At 54.1% G+C, this 756-nt stretch carries 1 protein-coding gene; it reads left to right on the forward strand.

The window, feature by feature from the left end; all coding sequences use genetic code 11:
• Positions 1 to 756 (forward strand): preprotein translocase subunit SecA (locus L693_RS28270; protein ID WP_442950185.1); only part of this gene is annotated, 756 nt, incomplete at both ends.

Here is a 756-nt window from a genome sequence, read left to right on the forward strand (position 1 = left end):
GACGAAACGTCCGATTCTCATTGGTACTTCAAGCGTCGAGGAGTCTGATTTGCTGGCGAAGGCGCTAGCGGTTGCCGACGTACCTTGCCATGTTCTAAATGCGAAAAACGACGCAAAAGAAGCCGAAATCATCGCCAAAGCGGGAGAAATTGGCGCCGTGACGGTGTCTACGAATATGGCGGGACGCGGCGTCGACATTCGGCTCGGCGGCGGCAACCCCACGCAAGCAGAAGTTGTCGCTAAGCTGGGCGGGTTGTACGTGATTGGTACGCATGTGCACGAAAGCGTGCGGATCGACGACCAACTGCGCGGGCGTTCTGGCCGACAAGGCGACCCGGGAGATTCCGTATTTTTCGTAAGCTTGGAGGACGAGTTGATGCTTCGGTTCGGCATCGATAAAGTGATTCCGAACGCCTATCGCGATCTCAGGCAGGATGATGCTCTAGAGGAGTCGGTACTCCGCGGCAAAATCGCGCATATTCAGCGCGTTATTATGGGCCAGAACTTCCATATCCACCAAGAACTGAACTGTTATTCGGATATGGTGGAGGAACAGCGGCGTATTCTATACGAGGAGCGGCTCGGAATTTTGAAAGGCGGGACGCCGATGAGCCCTTCGGAGCAGCGGGTACGGCTTTATTATATCGACAAGTTCTGGGCTGACCATCTGGCATACGTTTCTTACATTCGCGAAGGCATCCACTTGGAGAGCCTTGCTAGCCGCAATCCGATCGACGAATTTCATGAGCAAATCAT

This window comes from Paenibacillus sp. 1-18, assembly GCF_000520755.1.
Classification (GTDB): Bacteria; Bacillota; Bacilli; order Paenibacillales; family Paenibacillaceae; genus Paenibacillus; species Paenibacillus brasilensis.